This window comes from Arcticibacterium sp. SM2516 (genome assembly GCF_057914865.1).
This window is the reverse complement of record NZ_CP195290.1, coordinates 3,326,656-3,340,196: the sequence shown is the minus strand read 5'-3', so window position 1 is coordinate 3,340,196 and position 13,541 is coordinate 3,326,656. Positions and strand designations below refer to the sequence as shown.

General features: G+C 37.2%; 13 protein-coding genes. 4 read left to right on the top strand and 9 right to left on the bottom strand.

Going from position 1 to position 13,541, the window contains the following annotated elements; all coding sequences use genetic code 11:
- The first annotated feature begins 136 nt into the window (after window positions 1-136).
- Window positions 137-835 carry a 3-keto-disaccharide hydrolase gene (locus tag ACSBFT_RS13885; RefSeq protein WP_489601080.1) on the top strand — a complete coding sequence of 233 codons (699 nt, stop codon included), beginning with the start codon at window positions 137-139 and terminating at the stop codon, window positions 833-835.
- A 202-nt stretch (window positions 836-1,037) separates the two neighbouring features.
- Window positions 1,038-1,799: a hypothetical protein gene (locus ACSBFT_RS13880; protein WP_489601079.1), complete on the top strand. Its 762-nt coding sequence runs from the start codon at window positions 1,038-1,040 to the stop codon at window positions 1,797-1,799.
- Between the two features lie 394 nt (window positions 1,800-2,193).
- Here ACSBFT_RS13880 and ACSBFT_RS13875 read toward each other — a convergent pair whose 3' ends face one another.
- The 7 genes from ACSBFT_RS13875 to ACSBFT_RS13845 form a co-directional block, all read right to left on the bottom strand.
- Window positions 2,194-2,772 (bottom strand): Crp/Fnr family transcriptional regulator, encoded by a 579-nt coding sequence (locus ACSBFT_RS13875; RefSeq protein ID WP_489601078.1) that lies wholly within the window; start codon window positions 2,770-2,772, stop codon window positions 2,194-2,196.
- A gap of 247 nt (window positions 2,773-3,019) precedes the next feature.
- Window positions 3,020-3,325, bottom strand: coding sequence for a DNA-3-methyladenine glycosylase family protein (locus ACSBFT_RS13870; protein WP_489601077.1), 306 nt, complete (start codon window positions 3,323-3,325; stop codon window positions 3,020-3,022).
- Window positions 3,291-3,893, bottom strand: a complete 603-nt coding sequence (locus ACSBFT_RS13865) for a DNA-3-methyladenine glycosylase family protein (protein ID WP_489601076.1) — start codon at window positions 3,891-3,893, stop codon at window positions 3,291-3,293. Before ACSBFT_RS13865 ends, ACSBFT_RS13870 begins: the two co-directional genes overlap by 35 nt.
- On the bottom strand, window positions 3,890-4,858 hold the full coding sequence (locus tag ACSBFT_RS13860) for a threonine ammonia-lyase (protein WP_489601075.1): 969 nt from the start codon (window positions 4,856-4,858) through the stop codon (window positions 3,890-3,892). The genes ACSBFT_RS13865 and ACSBFT_RS13860 overlap by 4 nt, the downstream gene beginning before the upstream one ends.
- Before the next feature lie 367 nt (window positions 4,859-5,225).
- Window positions 5,226-7,109 (bottom strand): LysM peptidoglycan-binding domain-containing protein, encoded by a 1,884-nt coding sequence (locus ACSBFT_RS13855; RefSeq protein ID WP_489601074.1) that lies wholly within the window; start codon window positions 7,107-7,109, stop codon window positions 5,226-5,228.
- Window positions 7,110-7,352: 243 nt separating this feature from the next.
- On the bottom strand, window positions 7,353-7,553 hold the full coding sequence (locus ACSBFT_RS13850) for a Sec-independent protein translocase subunit TatA/TatB (RefSeq protein WP_463047666.1): 201 nt from the start codon (window positions 7,551-7,553) through the stop codon (window positions 7,353-7,355).
- Window positions 7,554-7,623: 70 nt separating this feature from the next.
- Window positions 7,624-8,058 carry a YkvA family protein gene (locus tag ACSBFT_RS13845; protein WP_489601073.1) on the bottom strand — a complete coding sequence of 145 codons (435 nt, stop codon included), beginning with the start codon at window positions 8,056-8,058 and terminating at the stop codon, window positions 7,624-7,626.
- A 209-nt stretch (window positions 8,059-8,267) separates the two neighbouring features.
- Here ACSBFT_RS13845 and mdh point away from each other — a divergent pair, with 209 nt between their 5' ends.
- Complete coding sequence (mdh, locus tag ACSBFT_RS13840; protein ID WP_489601072.1) at window positions 8,268-9,206, top strand: malate dehydrogenase; 939 nt, start codon at window positions 8,268-8,270, stop codon at window positions 9,204-9,206.
- 52 nt (window positions 9,207-9,258) lie between these two features.
- Here mdh and ACSBFT_RS13835 read toward each other — a convergent pair whose 3' ends face one another.
- Both ACSBFT_RS13835 and ACSBFT_RS13830 read right to left on the bottom strand, forming a co-directional pair.
- Window positions 9,259-9,681, bottom strand: coding sequence for a secondary thiamine-phosphate synthase enzyme YjbQ (locus ACSBFT_RS13835; protein ID WP_489601071.1), 423 nt, complete (start codon window positions 9,679-9,681; stop codon window positions 9,259-9,261).
- On the bottom strand, window positions 9,678-10,436 hold the full coding sequence (locus tag ACSBFT_RS13830; RefSeq protein WP_489601070.1) for an alpha/beta fold hydrolase: 759 nt from the start codon (window positions 10,434-10,436) through the stop codon (window positions 9,678-9,680). The genes ACSBFT_RS13835 and ACSBFT_RS13830 overlap by 4 nt, the downstream gene beginning before the upstream one ends.
- 198 nt (window positions 10,437-10,634) lie before the next feature.
- On the opposite strand from ACSBFT_RS13830, the gene ACSBFT_RS13825 reads away from it, so the two are divergent.
- Complete coding sequence (locus ACSBFT_RS13825; RefSeq protein ID WP_489601069.1) at window positions 10,635-13,433, top strand: DUF7133 domain-containing protein; 2,799 nt, start codon at window positions 10,635-10,637, stop codon at window positions 13,431-13,433.
- Window positions 13,434-13,541: the final 108 nt, after the last annotated feature.

The following is a 13,541-nucleotide window of genomic DNA, read 5'->3' as shown; positions in this document are numbered from 1 at the left end:
TGCAAGATACTATATGAATTATTTTGCGTATTTCGGGATAATAGGTTTTAAAGGGAGTTTTAGTGGTAGATTTTAGGACTTTGGAAGCTGAGGTTTTACGTTTTGGCCTTATATTTATAAAAACAACCCAACAAACATGAAGCTTTTAAGTACTGCTTTTATTTTCGTAATTATTATTTCTTCTTACTGTAATGCCCAAGAATCTCAAACTGTAGTTCCACTTTTTAATGGTAAGTCTCTAGACGGCTGGCATATAGATGTTCCTGAGATAGATAAAAATCCAGAAGCTGTTAATCCATTTTTTGTACGTGATGGGAAGCTAGTCACTCTGGGTACTCCGGGTGGCCATCTTATTACAGATGAATCTTTTAAAAATTATCGTATAAATTTAGAATACAGGTTTGTTGGTACGCCAGGAAACTGCGGTGCATTGGTACATGTATCCAAGCCTAGAAGGCTTTACGACATGTTTCCGCAGTCTGTGGAGGTTCAGCTAAAACATACCAACGCTGGAGACTTCTGGTGTATCGGTGAAAATATTGAGGTGCCCAATATGGAGTTAAGAAGAGGTCCAAAGGAAGACTGGGGAATAGATGGTAAGAAAAATAGAAGAATTCCAAATTTGACTGGTAACGTGGAGAATGAACCAGGTGAGTGGAATAGCATGCAGATTGAGTGTTTTAAGGACAAAGTAAAAGTTTGGTTGAATGGCAGTCTTGTTAATTATGGTTATCATGCCACAGCACAAAGCGGGAGATTTGCATTGCAATCCGAAGGTTCTGAGGTAGAATTTAGAAAAGTAGATTATCAGCCAATAAAAAAATTGAGCAAATAAGGTTGTATATGTAAATGGCGGAAGGTTTGTTGTAATGGTCTTATGGGATGTGATTTATAGCGGTATTTCTTCTTTTTAATATCTAGAGTTAATGCTAAAGGATTAAAAACGACTGCTATTTGGCAGTCTATTTAATAAAAAAATATTCTTAGTTATGCGACTAGCCGCTTGTCGGTATGGTTTTTGTCAATTTTAATTATAAATGAAAGCCTGTACAAGGCTTTCTCTAACTAATATTTTTGAGATGATGAAAATAGTGAGTCGCTATTTATTGCCAATAACTGTATTGTGTTTCACCTTTATTACTTCCAAAGGACAGGACGTGTCTATGGTTGTACCTAATTATGAATTCAAGGGTGAATTAGACCATATGCAGCTAGTTTCTGGCAAAAGTGCACCTAAGGGAGCTTTGGAGAGCTTTAAGGTGGCGGATGTTTCTGTTTTATGTAATAACGGAGATTTTAGAATTACGAATATTACGAATATCAGAAATGAACTCTATATGGGTGGTCTTTGTAATGGAGGGTTGGTTGGAAACAAAGAAGATTTAGTGGTTTACGTTTTGAAAATTGAAAATGAAGGGATTAAACATAAAGGAAAAGTTTTGGCTTCATTTCCATTAAATTTTAAAGAGAATCAGATGCAAAGTGGAGAATGGCTTCCTTGGAATTTTGATACTGATAAAAGACAACCTGTGCTGTTGTTTATATATTTTGACCAAATGGAAAATCTTGTAATGGGTGTTTCCGACAGACAATGGACTAAGCGTATAGCAGAGGAAGATAATGACGAAATCGGGGATTTTACTTCCACAGAACTCGACGGAATTGATGTGGTATATTGGGAACCCAATACTAAGTTAGGTAGGCTTGCTAATGCTTGGGAGAAATCTAAAAGTATAAAAGAGTTTATGGGTAAAAATGAATTGAAAATCCTTGAAAAGGGTAGTAGTTTAAATAGGTAGAAACAGAAATCCTTTAAATAGGATGGCAGATATACTCAAAAAAAGAGGAAGTATCATAAGTAAAACGTAAGTTTTGAGAATTACTTATTCAAAATATTCTCAGATAGGAGTTTAAATAAAAATAGGCTGTCTCACACTTTTGAGACAGCCTATTTTTTGGTCTAATTTCGACCCGTTTTATGCATTGGAGAATCGTAATGAGTGGTTTAAGTGGAATAAATCAGGCATTTAAACGAGATTAGCATAGCGGTTTACCCTGAGCTAAAGTTGAAGGGTTCTGATGATTGAATTTAAGTGTATTTACGAACTGATTTGAAGCAATTTAGCTACAGTCCCGATAACGATCGGGAGATTTTCTAATACATAAGCGGGTTTAATATACCTTAATTATGTTTTAGGCCTTAAGCCGCCTTATTCGGCTTAAAGTTGACGAGTTCATTTGTAAATAAGAGGCAATATACTTGTCGCTTACTCTATGGCTTAAATTAGGGAAGGATTCTAAAAAAAGCTTATACCTGTCTGCACCTTTTCTATGCCTCATGTAAATGTCCGTTCTTTTTTCTTGACGAATTACAGTTTCTTTTAGAATCAAAAAAGCAAGTCTGTTTATAAAAGGTAATTCGTAGCTAAACGCTTTAAGTTTTTCTTTGCTTAAAACAAGGGCTTTTATGGGTTCTATGGTCTGCGTGAAACACTTTGACTTTTGAACTTCTAAAAGACTATTATTAGAAAAGTAGAATTCGCCCTCCTTAATAAACTGTATGGTATTGTCTTCGTCTTTATTAGCATCAAAAGTGAAAAACTCTCTTGCTAAGCCTTTTGTAATATAAAATATGTTTTCAGAAAGTTCTTCTTGCTGGACTAAAAAAGCGTGTTTTGGGTAATTAACGGGCTTAAATAGTTTCAGAATCTCTGATGCTTCGGCATTTTTGAAATGAAAAAGTTCTTGTAGTGTAGTTTCCAATGTAATCATCGTGGCATGAATGAAAGGTGTGAACTTATACTGAAAATTCTGGTATCCAGAATTCTTTGGAAGTTGTTAGTGTGTAATACTTTTTTGGCTATAAAATGTATATAAATGTCAATAAAATTGATTGAAAATAAGCAAGAAAATGGACATCTGGCTTGTTTGTCGATACGAATGATAGGAATATTTAGGTATTTACTATAAGAAATCTTAGTGTCATTTTTTGTGAGATGACGATTTAAAACAAGTAGAACTAAAGTAGGCTTTGCCAAAGGTAAAAGGTGGCATAGGCCTGCCACCCTTCCCATTTTTTAGAAAGGTCTTCAAGTTCTTTTAAATTAGGTTTTTCTGGGAGACATAAATGTTTTTTAATGGCATTATGGATGCCCACATCTTCTATCGGAAAAGCCTCCTTAAAGTTTAGGCATCTCATAAGCGTGTAGTTGGCAGACCAATTACCAATACCCTTAATTTTAGTAAGTCGTTTCTTAGCATCTTCAAAATTCAAAATACTTAAGAGCTCCTTAGACAAAGAGCCATCTATTATTTCTAAAGCCACACCACGAATGTATTTGACTTGAAAACTTCATTTGTCTAAAGGATTCATCGGGTATTTCTAGTATGTCTGAAGGGCTCGGGAAAGTATAAAAGCTTTTACCTTCAAAATCTAAAGTTCTTCCAGCACTTTCTACTAAAGCCTTTTTACAGCTGTAAGCAAATGATAAGTTTATTTGCTGTCCTATGATACTCCAGGAAAGTGCCTCAAAAAGTTCAGGGGCTTTGACAATCCTTAAACCCTTAAATTCTTGAATAAACCCTCCTAGTATTTTGTCATTTTCTACAAGCTTATAAAATGCAGTAAGATCTGTTTCTATGTCAAACCATTCTTTAATATAGTATGTGATTTTTGAGGCTTGATGTTCTTTGGGTATTTTGTCAGGGAAACTTAAGGTAATATGCGTAGAAGAGAAGGTGATTTTGGTTAAAATTAAGGTTTTATCGAAAGGGAAAACCTTCCAAATAACATCATTACTATCTATCGTAAAAGTTATTTCATGAATAGATCTTTTGAGGTATTGAAAAAGTGCCTTCTGGTTAAATGGATTTGGTAATGGTATGGCTATCATAACTTGCTTAGGTATTTTGGGATTAGTTTCTCATCTAGGTTTCCACCCGTAAGTATAACCGCCACCTTCTTGCCTTTAAATTTTTCTTTGTGCTTTATTAATGCCGCAAAAGAGACTGCGGCAGAAGGTTCAACTATAATATTGAGATGTTTGTATATCAAATTCAAAGCGTTCAAGATCTCATCTTCACTCACTAAAAGAATGCCTTTTACGTGATTCCGGATAATACCTAACGTTCTTTCACTTAAATGTGTTTGTAGTCCGTCTGCAATAGTATCAACGTATTTTGCATGCTCTACTTTTCCAGATTTAAATGAAAAAATGGCATCCGCGGCACCTTCCGGTTCTGCCCCATAAACCTCGCAATTGTTTGACCAATAACGCACAGATAATCCTGTTCCGCTTAAGAGTCCACCGCCACCTACGGGAGGAATAATGATTTCTATTTCTGGAATATCCTCAATGATCTCTTTGGCCACTGTGGCCTGACCAGTAATCACATGATGATTGTCGAATGGATGAATGAAAATAGCTCCATATTTTAGAACTATTTTATTGGCAGTATTTTGCCTTGCTTCCGGTGTATTTTTACAAAATATAACTTCCGCTCCGAGTTCTTTTACTTTATTTACTTTAATGTCTGGAGCCGTCTCTGGCATAACTATCCAGCTTTTAGCATTTCTGATGTTACCAGCATACACTAAGGCTTGTGCATGATTGCCAGAGGAGTGTGTTACCAAGCCGCGGTCGATCTCAGGGTGGGTGAGCTGTAAAACAGCATTCAAACCTCCTCTTGCTTTGAAAGCTCCTATCTTTTGTTCGTTTTCACATTTAAAATACAGTGCTAGATTTAAATCATTGTTTAAATCTCTATTTGTAACTAGTGAAGTTCTATTGATATAGGGTTTTATTCTCTCATGACAGTCAATGATTTCTTGTTTAGTGGGTTCTAAATGACTTTCCATCTCCTTTATTTTATGATAGGGAAATTAACTCTTTTTGTATTATGGTACCTATAGATAGGGAAAAGAAGTAGCAACAAACGGTTGAAAACGGATTTAGTAATTTTATGTACGTGGATCTATTGTCATATTCAGGGACTTATAATGAAGGAGCGGTTTGTCTTGAATTTAACTCGGAATTAGTGTTTTATTTTATTTCTGCAGTCACCCAGTTTGGAAATTACGGAAAGCCTAGTATGGCCTTATAAGTGTTCATCAAGTAAAGATTAGTTACTCGTAAACTCTCTTTGGATAGGTCGACATACTCGCGGTAAAAAGAAAAGCCCGAGATGTGTAACATCTCGGGCTTAAAGAACTTGAAAAGTAGGCCTTATGCTTTTACTTTTATTTTCTGACCAACTTTAACTGTATTGTCAGACATACCGTTTAGTTGCTTAATTTGCTCTATAGAGTAACCATATCTTTGAGAAATAGCCCATAGGGTATCACCTGCCTGTACAGTGTAAATCACAATATTGGTGTCGTCTGTTGATTTTACTTTGTCGTATACTCTTTCTGTAACAGTAGTGAAATAAACCAAACGCTGTCCTTTTTGGATTTCGTTTGATTTTAAGTTATTCCATTGTTTTAAATCAGAAATGGATGTACCATAGTCTCTAGCCAAATGTGTTAGATTATCACCTCTTCCAACTGTATGATATTTTTTTACTGTTCTTGTTTCATTTCTATATGAAGGCGTACTAGGAGCTGCTTTGGCTACTACCTTAGGCTGTTCTACTTTAGAATTTTCTTTTGCCTCATGGCTTACTACTTTTACATTACTTCTTTCCTCGTTGGTATTTTCAGCAATGAGTGTTTTGTTCTCAACCTTAGCTGTCTTGGAAGGAGTTAATTCATCATAAACTTTAGTGGATTCCGTAGTGTAATAAACTAACCTTTGTCCTTTTTGTATGGTACTTGAGTTCAGGTTATTCCATTTTTTCAGCTCCGATACTCCAACACCGTTAGATGATGCTATTTTTCCTAGATAGTCGCCACTTCCTACTCTATGGTATTTTTTTACAGTTTTTGTTTCATAATGAAAACTGCCTTTTGCGTCCGTAATGGAAACAATGTCGTCTGTAGGGGAAACTGTAGATAGATTTGACGCTAATTCCATGATACAGTCTTGGTTATCTCTAAAATAAGCATAGGTTTCTAATGGGATTTTTATGTCCAGACCTTTTGCATAAGATGGGATATCCGTGGTAATGATATGAGGATTTAACCTTTGGAAGGTGGCTAAGTCCAAATAATTTAATTCAGCAAATGAAGCCAAATTTAATGGGCCATCCAGAATCAAATCTTTAGAAGCAATAGGGTAGAAGGTCTTTTCGATGTCAGGGAAAATACCGTGCTCAGCAGAATAGTTCATTAAGTAATTCAATGCTGCCCACTGAGGAACATAAGCCCTTGTATCTCTATGAATATAATCATGTAATTCCCAATAGTCCGTTTTGCCAGACTTTCTGATGGCTCTTCTAATGTTTCCTGGTCCTGTGTTGTAAGAGGCCAGAGCCAATTCCCAATCGTGGAAGTAATTGTGTAACCAAGTAAGGTATTTAAAAGATGCTTCGGTAGATTTTTCTATGTGCATTCTTTCATCCACATAATTATTGATTTTCAAACCATATTCTCTTCCAGTAGGAGACATGAATTGCCATAGTCCTACCGCTTTTGCATGAGACACAACCGTTGGGTTAAGCCCAGACTCTAAAAGAGCTAGATATTTCATCTCATCAGGAATGCCAGCCTTGGCTAAGTATTTTTCAAATACTGGAAAGTAAAATTCTTTCCTTTCTAGCATTTGCTTTACAAAGTTAGGACGCCTGTATAAGAAATAATCAATGTATTTTTTAACGTGCTCATTGTAAGGCATGGGCATAATGTTTTCTAGACCTTGCACTCGAGCTGCTAAAACGTCATCATCTGCCGGAATAATCTGAAATTCTACTTTATCCCTTTCGTCCATTACGGTAATAGAACCCGGAAACGTAGCTTTCGGATTGACCGCATTTTTTTTAGAAATAGAATCTTTAGAAGCGGGTTCTGAAGAAACTTGATTCGTTTTAATTTCTTTATTGGGCTTGTTGCCAATAACAATTTGTTTCACCGGAACAATGGCATTCGTTATCGAGTCTGCCTGTGCAAAGCTGAAATTTATTGCAAGAAATGAAAGAACTGCACACAGTGCAGCAGATTTAGAGTTGACCATAAATTTTAGTAATTATATCCGAATGAAACACGTTATTATTAGGAAGTTGTTCAAATGTATGTTGGTAAATCCAAAAAATCAATATTATTTTAACTTTTAACGTCTATGAATAGATGTTTAGTCAAACTTCTAAGCTGTTTTTGTTTTTTTATTGAAAAAGCTTTCTGAGAAAGCCACAAAACAAAATGCAACAGCACCCTAAATGTGCTGTTGCATTTTACTCAAATGAAGAAAATGAAAGTATCAATCTTCTCCCTTCGTTGCTTTTTCGATGTTTTCTTTAACATCCTTAGTGGCGTCTTTAAATTCTTTGATTCCTTTACCTAAGCCTTTGGCTAATTCAGGTAATTTCTTAGCACCAAAAAATAATAATATTACAAAGACGATAACGAAAATTTCCGTTCCACCTAAATTTCCCAAGAATAATAATGTAGCTAATTCCATGATATTTTCAGATATATAATTAAACAAAGATAAGTAAAAGATATGTAAGGAACAGGAAACTACGCTTTAATCAGTTGATATTTTTGTTAATTAACCAAAGTTCAAACTTTTCTAGCTCTTCCCCCATGTTTCCTAAAACAAATGTAAGTAAGGCAATGTCATCAGCATAACCTAAAAAGGGTAAGAAATCAGGCAATAGGTCAATAGGAGAAATAAAATAGACAAGGCTAGCAATCATGATGACCAAATTCTTTAATTCTATATCACGATATTCTCCAGATGCATAAGCTTTCAGTAAACTACCAATGGTTACTAGTTTGGTCCGTATAGAATCGAATACACCACCCACACCTAAATTCTTAGACTTGTTAAGTGCATTTTTTAACAAGGCCAAAAGGCTTTTAGAGTTTTTGGAAATCCTATTGGCTTTTCCAAGGGAACTCTTGAAGAAAATAGAATTTAGAACCCTGGAAATTAAGTCTTCTGTATTTTGATTAGAACTCATTAAGAATGCTTTTTGATACTAAAACAACGGTATCTTAAAAAAAATTACTTTTTACATCATTTTTCTCAAAAATAGCTCAGATAGTTTTGGTTTAAGGCCTTTCGAGCAATATTTTTGTCAAACAATTAGGGACTAACCCAGTTGAGATTAATATTATAATCCTGTGGTTCTCCATATAACGGGAATTGCTAAGAAAATACAAAAAGATAATGAAAGTAACTGTTATAGGTGCTGGTGCAGTAGGTTCAACGGCCGCTGATGTGATTGCTCGCAGAGAAGTAGCTGACGAGGTAGTATTATTGGATATTAAAGAGGGCATAGCGGAAGGTAAGGCTATGGACTTAATGCAAACGGCTTCTATTGAAGGGTTTGACAGTACTATCGTTGGATCTACAAATGATTACGGCAAGACTGCTAAATCTGATGTCATTGTGGTAACTTCTGGTATTCCTAGAAAACCAGGTATGAGCCGTGAGGATTTAATTGGAATCAATGCGGGTATTGTAAAAACGGTGGTTACCAATGCCTTGGAAGTATCTCCAAAAGCGGTCATTCTTATCGTTTCTAACCCGATGGATACCATGACTTATTTGACGTATCAAATAGCTCAAGAAATGGGTATCAACAAAAAACGTGTTATCGGAATGGGCGGAGCACTTGATTCGGCTCGTTTTCGTTACAGATTGGGCGAAGCAATGAATACTTCAACCAACGATATCAACGGTATGGTAATCGGTGGTCATGGAGATGCCACTATGATTCCTTTAACCCGTTTGGCTACTTGGAATGGTCTTCCAGTTAGTAGATTTATCAACTCTGATGATTTAGCCGAGGTAGCTGCTAAAACGAAAGTTGGTGGAGCTACCCTAACAAGTCTTTTAGGTACTTCTGCTTGGTACGCTCCAGGAGCTGCTATTTGTCAAGTGGTGGAAGCTATTGTAAGAGATGAGCAAAGAATTATACCTTCTTGTGTTTACCTAAATGGTGAGTACGGTCAGAAAGATATTTGTATAGGTGTGCCAGTAGTAATAGGAAAAGGTGGATGGCAAAAAATCATCAATGTAAGATTAAGCAACGAAGAGAAAGCTGCTTTTGAAGCTTCTGCGGATGCCGTAAGAAATATGAACGAAGCCCTTAAAGGTCTTTAAGTTTCCTTCTTGAATTTACGTTAAAGCACGAATCCGAAAGGGTTCGTGCTTTTTATATACCCCAAGCCGTCAATACCAAACTTCTTCCAGAATCGGCGTTTCGGTGTTCGCAGAGATATATACCCTGCCAAGTACCTGTATTTAAACGGCCTTTGGTAATGGGTATCTGTACAGAGTTGCCCAATAAAGAAGCTTTTATGTGTGCAGGCATGTCGTCGGCTCCTTCGTAATTATGCTCGTAATAGGGGGCATTCTCTGGAACCATGACATTTATATGTCTTTCAAAATCCCTTCTCACAGAAGGATCCCAATTTTCGTTTAATGTCAAAGATGCAGATGTATGCTTTATGAAAACTTGAAGAATACCTGCGTCAATTTCCTTTATTTCTGGGATGCCTCTTACGATGGAATCTGTAATTAAATGAAAACCCCTGCTATAGGGTTTCAATGTTATTTCTTTTTGAAATGTTTTCATTTAGAGAAATTAAGAACAACTTCAATAAACTCTTTTGGCTTAGTGGCATGCACCCAATGGTTGGCACCCGCTATCTCTATCATTTGGGCATTGACGTATGTCTCTCTAATTTTTTCAATGTCTCCATCTTTGATATAGTTAGATTCTAACCCTTTGATGAAAAGAACCGGCTTTAAGATTTTTCTATCTGGCATTATTTCTTCTCCTACGTTGTCAACCTCTTTGCTTAAAATAGAAACGTTTATTCTCCACGCAAAACCGTCATCTGTTCTATAAATGTTTTTTAGAATAAATTGTCTTTCACCTGGGTCGGTTACGTATTTCGAGAAAATCTCCTCCGCTTCTTTTCTGCTATTTAAGCTTTCAATTGGAATGGCATTTAAACCTTCCATGATAAGATCGTGATGGGTGGGGTAAAACTTAGGGCCAATGTCAACAATAATTAACTTCTCATAATTATCATATTTTTGAGCATACCTTAATGCTGTTTTTCCGCCCATAGAATGGCCCAAAATGATAGGATTTTCTATGCTCTCGGAAGTTATAAACTCCGCTAGGTCATCCGCCATGGCGTCGTAAGTATGTATATCAGAAGAGGGAGACTGGCCATGATTTCTGGCATCTAAGATATACACAGAAAGGTTGTTTTCTGCCAATACCTTGCTAACTGTGAAAAGATTATCAGAAGAACCTAAAAAGCCATGAAGAATTATAAGAGGTTTGCCCTCGCCTAATTTTCTAAAAAATAGTTTCATAAAATATTGTTGTCTAGCTAAAGGGTGCAATTTAGTTCTTCATTGAATATTGTGCCAGATAAAGCTCGTGGGATTTGAATTAAACACATTCTTTAACCCTTAAAATGGCGAATTGGACTACTCATATCATTTAGCGTTTGATGTTTTCAGAGTTTTACTCCTAAATTGTTGTCATTCAAACCTATTGAGCCTTAACAAATGAAGTTTAAAAATGAAAAATTGCCCAAACTGGGCATATGGATGGCATTGCTTGCCGCTGGATTATTAACAGATTGTAAGAAGCCTTCTTCCTCCACTTTTGGAGGTTTAGACAAAGTCACAGACCAATTAGAGCTTTCAGACCAACCCAAGTTTACTGCAGAGGGTTACCTCATTGTTGAGCTGCCTAATGAGGTAGATACCACAAGTCTATATTGGAAAGGTGTCAATTTGACTCCGCAGCCACCGGTCTTACCATTAAGTGTAGCCGAAGAGCAGTCGCGATTTATTTTAATGGATGGTTATAAAATGACCCCGGTTTTAACAGAACCTCAAATAGAACAACCTGGAGCTATCTCTTTTGACGGTAACGGGAGAATGTATGTTTTAGAATTGCGAAGCTACATGCTGACAGCAGATTCAGAAGGTACGCTAGAACCAACTAGCGGTATATCTAGATGGGAAGACAAAGACAACGATGGCGTTTATGAAACAGGCGGTATGTTTGTTGATAAACTTGTTTTTCCACGTTTTGTGTTGCCTTTTGGGCCTGATGCTGTGCTAACCATGGAATCCAATCAAGATGTGATTTATAAATTCACGGACACAGACGGTGACGGGAAGGCCGACAAGAAGGAAGCTTTTACAGACAATTTTGGAAGGTCTGGAAATGTGGAACATCAGCAGGCTTTTTTGTACTGGGGAATGGATAATTGGCTTTACAGCACCGTCAATGCTTTTAGAATTAGATGGACACCTGATGGTGTAATTAGAGAAACCACAGGAAATAATAATGGACAATGGGGGGTTACCCATGACGACGACGGCAAGATGTGGTTTCAGGGTGGTGCAAGTGGCATTCCGTCACATTTTCAGTATCCGATTCATTTAGGCGATTACGACGTGAAGCGAAGTATAAGTCTGCAAGAGGGCTTTGATATACCTTATGGGTCACCTGTGTATATTGCTGATATGCAGGGAGGTATGGCAGCTGTCCGCCAGCCAGATGGCTCACTAAATAGAGTTACGGGAGCGGCAGGGAATGATGTTTACAGGGGAGATAGGTTACCCCGAAATCTATATGGTCAGTATTTCTATGGCGAGCCAGTAGCCAGAATAGTAAGGCAAGTAAATGAGGTTAGAAAAGGTGGATTAGGCGAGCTTCAAAATGCTTATCAAAATCAGGAATCTGAATTCATTCGATCTACAGACCCGCTCTTTAGACCAGTGGATATGACGACCGCACCAGATGGCAGCATGTATATTACAGATATGTATCATGGCATTATTCAAGAAGGACAATGGACTCCAAAAGGCTCTTATTTAAGGGCTAAAATAGAACAGTATCAGTTGGACAAAGTGATAGGTTTAGGACGAATCTGGAGATTGTCACATGAGGGGATAGAGCGTGACAAAACGCAACCTAGAATGTTTGATGAAAGTTCTGCGGAATTGGTGAAACACTTGTCGCACCCAAATGGATGGTGGAGAGACAAAGCTCAGCAGCTTTTGGTTTTAAGACAAGACCAGTCTGTGGTGCCGGCTTTGGAAAATATAGCAAGAAGTAGTTTTAAGTTGGAGCCTCGTTTTCATGCTTTGTGGGTTTTGGAAGGTATAGGAGCTTTGAAACCTGAGCTAGTAAGAGAAATGATGGCTGATCCACATTATAGAATGAGAAATATGGCTCTTTATGTGTCGGAGTCTCTCTATAAAAAAGGTGATAAAAGCTTTGCGGCTGATTATATCAGAATGACAAATGATGAAAGTGTGGAGGTGAAAATGAGGGCTTTAATGGTTGCAAAGCTTTTTGAAATCCCTGGAATTTTGGAAGCGGCTAAAAAAACTTTATCGTCAGATTCCTCTCCAGGAATAGAATTGGTGGTAGAAAGTATTATCAATCCTCCACAAACACAGTACTCTTATTTCGGTAAAAAGGATCCCAATCATTCGGACGAAGAGAAAGTAAGGATAGGCCAAGGTCAAAAAATATATAAAGAGTTATGTTCACAATGTCATGGGTCGGAAGGACGTGGAACACCGGTGGGTGATGGCCTTATGGCACCCTCTTTTGTAAGTAACCCTAATTTAAAAGGTCACTCAGACTATGTGGTCAAAACTATACTTAGAGGATTAACAGGAGAGATAGAAAACAAATCTTACGAAGGTGTCATTATGGTGCCAATGGCAGAAAATTCAGATGAATGGGTGGCTTCAGTAGCTTCTTTTATTCGTTTCTCTTTTGACAATAATGCTTCGCTAGTTACTACGGAAGATGTAGCTAAGGTTAGAAAAACTACAGCGAGTCAGAAGAGTGCTTATCAATATGCGGCCCTAAAAGCATCTGTTCCGGCGGAACTTAAGTTGGATTCCGATTGGAAAGTAACTGCGAGCCATGCCGTGGAAGTACGTAAAGGAGGAACCGGCAAACCAGTGGGTGCTTTGACTTTTGAAGGTTGGTCTACGGGCGTTTCGCAAAAGCCAGATATGTGGTTTCAAATTGAATTTCCAGAAGTTGTTTTTCTGTCTGAAGTACAATTTAGTTCCCAAAGTATTCGTCAAGGGACTAGGGAAGAACGCCTTCCTTCCATAAAAACACATCCCCGGCAATTAGTGATAGAGACTTCTAAAGACGGTAAAAAATGGACAGAAGTATTCAAAGGAGCAGGCTCTGACAGCCCAAACATGATTCGCTTAAAAGAATCTGAAGGGAAGTTTTTAAGAATGAGACAAATAGGTAGCGATGAAAAAGGTACTTGGGCTATGAGCGAAATGAGGCTATTTGGGAAGAGGAGGGTGTAAGGAAATCATTCTCAGATTGTTTAGGTCCTTAGAAGTGGTAGGATGTATTAATGCACTGGATTATCCATATTTTGAAGTCAAAGAATGTGGTTTAAAGCTACTTGCAGT

Excerpts from the sequence above, each read along its gene's own strand:
- ACSBFT_RS13885 (WP_489601080.1), top strand. The coding sequence starts at position 137 with ATGAAGCTTTTAAGTACTGCTTTTATTTTCGTAATTATTATTTCTTCT.
- ACSBFT_RS13880 (WP_489601079.1), top strand. The coding sequence starts at position 1,038 with ATGAAAGCCTGTACAAGGCTTTCTCTAACTAATATTTTTGAGATGATG.
- ACSBFT_RS13875 (WP_489601078.1), bottom strand. The coding sequence starts at position 2,772 with ATGATTACATTGGAAACTACACTACAAGAACTTTTTCATTTCAAAAAT.
- ACSBFT_RS13865 (WP_489601076.1), bottom strand. The coding sequence starts at position 3,893 with ATGATAGCCATACCATTACCAAATCCATTTAACCAGAAGGCACTTTTT.
- ACSBFT_RS13860 (WP_489601075.1), bottom strand. The coding sequence starts at position 4,858 with ATGGAAAGTCATTTAGAACCCACTAAACAAGAAATCATTGACTGTCAT.
- ACSBFT_RS13855 (WP_489601074.1), bottom strand. The coding sequence starts at position 7,109 with ATGGTCAACTCTAAATCTGCTGCACTGTGTGCAGTTCTTTCATTTCTT.
- ACSBFT_RS13850 (WP_463047666.1), bottom strand. The coding sequence starts at position 7,553 with ATGGAATTAGCTACATTATTATTCTTGGGAAATTTAGGTGGAACGGAA.
- ACSBFT_RS13845 (WP_489601073.1), bottom strand. The coding sequence starts at position 8,058 with ATGAGTTCTAATCAAAATACAGAAGACTTAATTTCCAGGGTTCTAAAT.
- mdh (WP_489601072.1), top strand. The coding sequence starts at position 8,268 with ATGAAAGTAACTGTTATAGGTGCTGGTGCAGTAGGTTCAACGGCCGCT.
- ACSBFT_RS13835 (WP_489601071.1), bottom strand. The coding sequence starts at position 9,681 with ATGAAAACATTTCAAAAAGAAATAACATTGAAACCCTATAGCAGGGGT.
- ACSBFT_RS13830 (WP_489601070.1), bottom strand. The coding sequence starts at position 10,436 with ATGAAACTATTTTTTAGAAAATTAGGCGAGGGCAAACCTCTTATAATT.
- ACSBFT_RS13825 (WP_489601069.1), top strand. The coding sequence starts at position 10,635 with ATGAAGTTTAAAAATGAAAAATTGCCCAAACTGGGCATATGGATGGCA.